This window comes from Devosia equisanguinis, from assembly GCF_900631955.1.
GTDB classification, from domain to species: Bacteria; Pseudomonadota; Alphaproteobacteria; order Rhizobiales; family Devosiaceae; genus Devosia; species Devosia equisanguinis.
The window spans coordinates 1-6,097 of sequence record NZ_UZWD01000048.1 but is presented as its reverse complement, the minus strand read 5'-3'; the positions used below and the strand labels follow the sequence as shown (position 1 = coordinate 6,097).

General features: G+C 62.2%; 5 protein-coding genes. 2 read left to right on the top strand and 3 right to left on the bottom strand.

Going from position 1 to position 6,097, the window contains the following annotated elements:
• Positions 1-147: 147 nt before the first annotated feature.
• The 3 genes from DEVEQU_RS17800 to guaB form a co-directional block, all read right to left on the bottom strand.
• Positions 148-642: a cytochrome b gene (locus DEVEQU_RS17800; RefSeq protein ID WP_126151946.1), complete on the bottom strand. Its 495-nt coding sequence runs from the start codon at positions 640-642 to the stop codon at positions 148-150.
• A gap of 136 nt (positions 643-778) precedes the next feature.
• A complete protein-coding gene (locus tag DEVEQU_RS17795; RefSeq protein ID WP_126151945.1) occupies positions 779-1,198 on the bottom strand; it encodes a hypothetical protein in 420 nt (139 codons plus the stop codon).
• 99 nt (positions 1,199-1,297) lie between these two features.
• Positions 1,298-2,800: an IMP dehydrogenase gene (guaB, locus tag DEVEQU_RS17790; protein ID WP_126151944.1), complete on the bottom strand. Its 1,503-nt coding sequence runs from the start codon at positions 2,798-2,800 to the stop codon at positions 1,298-1,300.
• 275 nt (positions 2,801-3,075) lie between these two features.
• Between guaB and DEVEQU_RS17785 the strand changes: the two genes are divergently transcribed.
• Together DEVEQU_RS17785 and DEVEQU_RS17780 are read left to right on the top strand one after the other, a co-directional pair.
• Positions 3,076-4,470 carry an MFS transporter gene (locus tag DEVEQU_RS17785; RefSeq protein WP_126151943.1) on the top strand — a complete coding sequence of 465 codons (1,395 nt, stop codon included), beginning with the start codon at positions 3,076-3,078 and terminating at the stop codon, positions 4,468-4,470.
• A gap of 32 nt (positions 4,471-4,502) precedes the next feature.
• A complete protein-coding gene (locus DEVEQU_RS17780; protein ID WP_126151942.1) occupies positions 4,503-5,888 on the top strand; it encodes an MDR family MFS transporter in 1,386 nt (461 codons plus the stop codon).
• Positions 5,889-6,097: the final 209 nt, after the last annotated feature.

The following is a 6,097-nucleotide window of genomic DNA, read 5'->3' as shown; positions in this document are numbered from 1 at the left end:
CCCAACCCTCCCCCTCAAGGGGGGAGGAAGCGAGCTGGATCAACCTGGACGTTAAAAGCTCTAGGGGCCTATAGGAAAGTCGTTTTTCGCGACAGCGAAAAGTGGCGCTCGGGCTTTTCGCCCAAGCGCCGTGCGGTAAAGGCCAGGCTACGGCGCCGGGCGGAACATGCGCATCAGCGTGCCATCCTTGCGGACGAACTGGTTGAACAGCGCGCCAGCAATGTGCAGCAGCACCAGGATCAGCAGGATGGGCCGCACCAGCGCATGCACATCGCCCACATCGGCAAGATCGTAATAAGCGACAAGGCCCGAAATCGGCGCTGCCAGCAAAACCAGATACAGCGCGCCGTGGACGACGTTCGCTGCCAGGTTCTGGGCCGGAGGCGAGCCTGGGGCGTGGGCCGGCGCGCCGAAGGTGAGGCGCATGCCCAACCTGACCAGCATAAGCGCGAGAATGGCAATGCCGACCCAGTAATGAATGGATGCACCAGTGGCCACAGAGGCGGCGACCTGTCCGCCTTCTTCCAGGGCATCCACAGTTTCCGTCATACTTTCGGCGACAACCAATTGCACGATGACCAGTAGAACAATCACCCAGTGCATCAATATTTGCGGTGCCGCATAGCCTTCGCGTCTAGCCATAATCGTCTCCAGTGCCTGTTCTCAACACTGGCGATGCTACACCCATTTGCACAGAAGCATTGTTAATTCTTGGTAGGGGTGAAAGCACAAAACCATCCGGCGCTGTCACGGGCTGGATAATTGAATGGGCGAGGCACTATTGCAGCCGCGCCACCCAGCGTTCGAGTTGGGCATTGCGGTGTTCATAGTGTTCGATGAGGCAGAAGCCCGCCTCTCCGCCCATGCCGCCGAAATCGCCCATCATCAGGTCGAGCATGCGGCAGTCCGATTGCGCAAAATCCCACCAGGTGGTCTGCGTCGTATCCAGCAGCGCGCGGGCGGCGGCGAAATCGGTCCCATCAGGTCCCGGATTGCCCAGCGCGGTCTGAAGGGTGTCGAGGATCTGCACCTGATCGTCTTCGAGCGCTTGCAGATGCACGCTCAGACATTCGATCCGGGAGGTGCCCGCGGCGTCGCACTGGGCGAGCCAGGCCGGGTCGTCATTGGCCAGCGCGACGAGCGGCGCCGCAAGAGGAAGCATGGCGAAGAGGGCGAGAGCGCGGGCGCATACGGGCATGAGCAGAATTCCGAGACATGGCAGGTGTTTATACAGAGCCATGTCAGCGGATTCGCACAAAAACAAGGCCGACCCCACTGGGCGCCGGCCTTGGTCGACCTAGCGCCCGCTGCGATAGTTCGGGGCTTCGCGAGTAATGGTCACGTCATGGACGTGGCTTTCACCCAGGGCCGCCGCGGAGATTTTCACGAAAGTGGCGTTCTCGCGGAAATCCTTGAGCGTGTGCGCGCCGGTATAGCCCATTGAGGCGCGGAGGCCGCCTGCCAGCTGGTGCAGCACGGCGCCGACCGAACCCTTATAGGGCACCTGGCCCTCGATGCCTTCGGGCACCAGCTTCATCTGATCGCGCACGTCCTGCTGGAAATAGCGATCGGCGGAACCGGCGCCCATGGCACCGACCGAGCCCATGCCTCGATAGGATTTGTAGGAGCGGCCCTGGTAGAGATAGACCTCGCCTGGGCTCTCGTCGGTGCCGGCCAGAAGCGAGCCGACCATGACGCAAGAAGCACCACCGGCCAAGGCCTTAGCCATATCGCCTGAGAATTTGATTCCGCCATCGGCGATCACCGGAACACCCTGCTTGTGGCCTTCTTCGGCGCACGCCATGACGGCGGCGAGCTGAGGCACGCCAACACCGGCAACAATGCGCGTGGTGCAGATCGAGCCGGGCCCGATGCCGACCTTGACCGCATCCGCACCGGCATCGATCAGCGCTTTGGTGGCCTCGGCCGTCGCGACATTGCCGGCGACGATGCGGGTCGAATTGCTCTCGCGCTTGACCCGCTCGACCGCCTCGGCGACGCGGACGGAATGGCCATGGGCGGTGTCGATGACCAAGAGGTCGACGCCGGCATCGATCAGCGCCAACGAGCGCTCGAAACCGCCATCACCGACCGTCGAGGCGGCGGCGACGCGCAGGCGCCCCTGCTCATCCTTGACGGCATTGGGATGGAGCTGGGCCTTTTCAATATCCTTGACGGTGATCAGGCCGATACAGCGATAGTCCTCGTCCACCACCAGCAGCTTTTCGATGCGGTGACGGTGCAGCAGGATCTTGGCCTCTTCCTTGGAGACGCCTTCGCGCACCGTGATCAGGTTCTGGTGCGTCATCAGCTCGGAAATCGGCTGATTGGGGTTGCTGGCAAAGCGCACGTCGCGATTGGTGAGAATGCCCACCAGCTTGCCGATGGCGCGGCCACCCTTGCCGCCATTCTCGACCACCGGAATGCCCGAGATACGGCTCTTCTGCATCAGGGCGTGTGCGTCGGCCAGCGTCGCATCGGGGCCGATGGTGATGGGGTTCACCACCATGCCGGATTCGAAGCTCTTCACCATCCGCACCTGCTCGGCCTGTTCGGTCGCGGTCAGGTTCTTGTGGATGACGCCCATGCCGCCGGCCTGGGCCATGGCAATGGCCATATTGGCTTCGGTGACGGTATCCATGGCCGAGGACAGGATGGGAAGATTCAGCGCTATGTCCTTGGTGACATAGGTGGAAATGTCGGTCTCGGTGGGCAGGATGTCCGAGCGCGCGGGCTGCAGCAGCACGTCGTCGAAAGTGAGCGCCGCATCGCCAGTGATAGTGGTAATAATCTTCGCCAAGGCCAGACCCTTCCTGCCTTCTGATAGAAACCAGATATGTTGGAATATGAACCGGCGACGGAACTGCGCGGGTTCAGGTTGGCGAGGGTCAATAGCACCGGACACCCCGCTTGCATAGGGGCCGGACCCGCCTGCAATGCAGGAAATGCTTGCGTTTTTTCCGGGAAGACAGCGCGTCCCGGCCGTGCGATAAGCGTTAGGTTTGACTGGCCAAGTGGCGCAAAGCCATCCATAGTGCTGTTACGGCTCACTTCTGGCCGCTGATTTCCAGTCCCATGCCCTCTATCCGCGTTACCCCGCTCATCCTGGCGGTGGCCCTGTTCATGGAACAGATGGACTCCACCGTCATCGCCACCTCCCTTCCCGCAATCGCTGCCGATATCGGCACCGAGCCGATTGCGCTGAAACTGGCGCTTACCGCCTATTTCGTGGCGCTGGCCATCTTCATTCCCATCAGCGGCTGGATGGCCGATCGCTTCGGCGCCAAGAACGTGTTCCGCCTGGCCATCGTCGTCTTCATGATGGGCTCGCTGGCCTGTGCCTTCTCCTATTCGCTCGAAACCTTCGTGATGTCGCGCTTCTTCCAGGGCATAGGCAGCTCGATGATGACCCCGGTTGGACGCCTGCTGCTGGTGCGCTCGACGCCGCGCAACGAGCTGGTTTCGGCCATGGCCTGGCTCACGGTGCCGGCGCTGATCGCCCCCGTCACCGGCCCATTGATCGGCGGCTTCCTCACCACCTATCTCAGCTGGCACTGGATCTTCTGGATCAATATTCCCATCGGCATTGCCGGCATCATTCTGTCCGGCATCTTTCTGCAAGTGCCCGACGAGCGCACCCCTCGCCCGGTCGATATCGTCGGCTTCTTCATCGCCGCCATCGCCTTTTCGGGCATGGTCTTCGGCCTGTCGGTCGTCAGCCTTCCGGCCCTGCCAATCATCTATGGCTATCTGACCCTGGCGGTCGGCATCACCGCAGCGCTGCTTTACCTCCTGCATGCCCGCAAGACCAAGTATCCCCTGCTCGATCCCAAACTGTTCCGCCACAAATTGTTCCGCGCCTCGATCACCGGCGGATCGCTGTTCCGCATTGGCGTGGGCGCGGTGCCGTTCCTCTTGCCGTTGATGCTGCAGCTCGGCTTCGGGCTCAATCCCTTCCAGTCCGGCGCCATCACCTTCGTCTCGGCCATCGGCGCCATCATGAGCAAGTTCATCGCCGAGCGGGTCTTCGCCCGGCTCGGCTTTCCGCGCGTGCTGGGCTTTGCGGCGGTATTCGGCGGGTTGTTGATCGCCGCGCAGGGCTTTTTCCATGCTGACACGCCGGTGCCGCTGATGATGCTGGTGCTGCTGGTCGGCGGGATATTGCGCTCGGTGTTCTTCACCGGCTCCAACGCCATCGGCTATGCCGACATCTCCGACGAGGAAGCCAGCCAGGCCACCGCCATCGTCGCCGTCGGCCAGCAACTCTCGGTCGCCTTCGGTGTCGCTGTTGCCGGCGCCATCATCGAGATTTCCAGCCGCATGCATGGTGGAGAGGTTTCGCTGATCGATTTCCAGATCGCGTTTTTCGTCGTTGGCGGGCTCAGCGCGTTGGCGGGGCTCATCTATTTCCGCCTGCCGGCCGATGCCGGCAGCAATGTTTCCGGCCACAGGGCCATTTCCAGGGAGTAGCCGGAGAGATTTTTCTCCGGTCACGTTTTGCCGTGTCGCGTACCACGCCGCTGATTCTTGCCACCGCCGTGTTCATGGAGAACATGGACTCGACCGTAATCGCCACCTCGCTGGCGGCCATCGCCGCCGATATCGGCACCGATCCCATTTCGTTGAAACTGGCGCTCACTGCCTATCTGGTGGCGCTGGCCATCTTTATTCCGATTTCGAGCTGGATGGCCGACCGTTTTGGGGCGCGCCGCGTTTTTCGCCTGGCCATGCTGGTATTCATGATCGGCTCGGTGGGCTGCGCCTTTTCCGGCTCTCTGGCCGAATTCGTCATCGCCCGCTTCGTGCAGGGCATGGGTGGCGCCATGATGGGCCCCGTGGCGCGCCTAGTGCTGGTTCGCGCCACGCCGCGCCATCAGTTGGTCGACGCCATGGCCTGGCTCACCATTCCGGGCCTCATCGGTCCCATTGTCGGCCCGCCCTTCGGCGGCTTCCTCACCACCTATTTCTCCTGGCACTGGATCTTCATCATCAATATCCCCATCGGCTTGCTCGGCATGGCCCTGGTGGGGCTGGCGCTGCCCAATGAGCAACGCAACCGACCGCGCCGCATCGATGGCAAGGGCTTTGTGCTTGCCGGCCTCGCCTTCGCGCTGTTCGCCTTTGGCTGTTCGGTGATGAGCCTGCCCGCTTTGCCGCCGCTGGTCGGTGCTATCGCCGCCACGGCCGGCATCGGTCTGGGCTACATCTATATGCGCCACGCCCTCAGCACCGAATATCCCCTGCTCGATCTGCGCCTGCTCAAGGTGCGCAATTTCCGCATCGCCATCGTCGCCGGCACCTTTTTCCGGCTCGGCCAGGGCGCGACGCCCTTCCTATTCCCGCTGATGCTGCAGCTGGCCTTCGGCCTCAGCCCTTTCGAAAGCGGCATGGTGACCTTTGCCGGCGCCATCGGCGCACTGGCCGCAAAGTTCGTCGCCAACTGGATTTTTGCCCATTGGGGCTTCAAATATCCGCTGGTGATCTCAACCGCCATTTCCGGGGCCGGCATCCTGGCAATGGGCTTTTATACGCCTGACACTCCCATTCCGCTGATCCTTGCCATCCTGGTCTTCACCGGCTTCTGGCAATCGACCTTCTGGACCGGCTCCAACGCCTTCACCTTCGCCGATATCGAGGACAAGGACGCCGGCCAGGCCAATGTGATGAGCCAGGTCTGGGGCCAGCTGATGTTCGCCATGGGCGTGGCGCTGGGCGGCGGCATTCTGGAACTGGCGCATCGCACTCGCGGCGGTGGCGAACTGGCACTGGCCGATTTCCACATCGCCTTCTATGTCGTGGCAGCGGTCGGCGCGATTGCGACGCTACTGTTCCTGCGCCTGCCCAAAAATGCGGGCCACCAGTTGATGGGCGGCCCGCATATGCATTGAGGCGCTGGTGGCAATTAACGTCGTCGGCAACGTTGACCTTGTCGTCGAGCCGACTACTCGCCACATCACCCCCATGCACCGTTTCCACGGCTTTTGGACTGCTTTGTGCACCGCGGGCAAGACTATCGGCTTTGTCTATTTGGAGTGTTTTACGTCCTGTTTGACTCGGCTCGATCGCCCCCTCCCCCCTTGAGGGGGAGGGCCGGGGT

What these genes read in the sequence shown, in the direction of transcription:
- DEVEQU_RS17785 (WP_126151943.1), top strand. Translation starts at nt 3,076, where the DNA reads ATGCCCTCTATCCGCGTTACCCCGCTCATCCTGGCGGTGGCCCTGTTC.
- DEVEQU_RS17795 (WP_126151945.1), bottom strand. Translation starts at nt 1,198, where the DNA reads ATGCCCGTATGCGCCCGCGCTCTCGCCCTCTTCGCCATGCTTCCTCTT.
- DEVEQU_RS17800 (WP_126151946.1), bottom strand. Translation starts at nt 642, where the DNA reads ATGGCTAGACGCGAAGGCTATGCGGCACCGCAAATATTGATGCACTGG.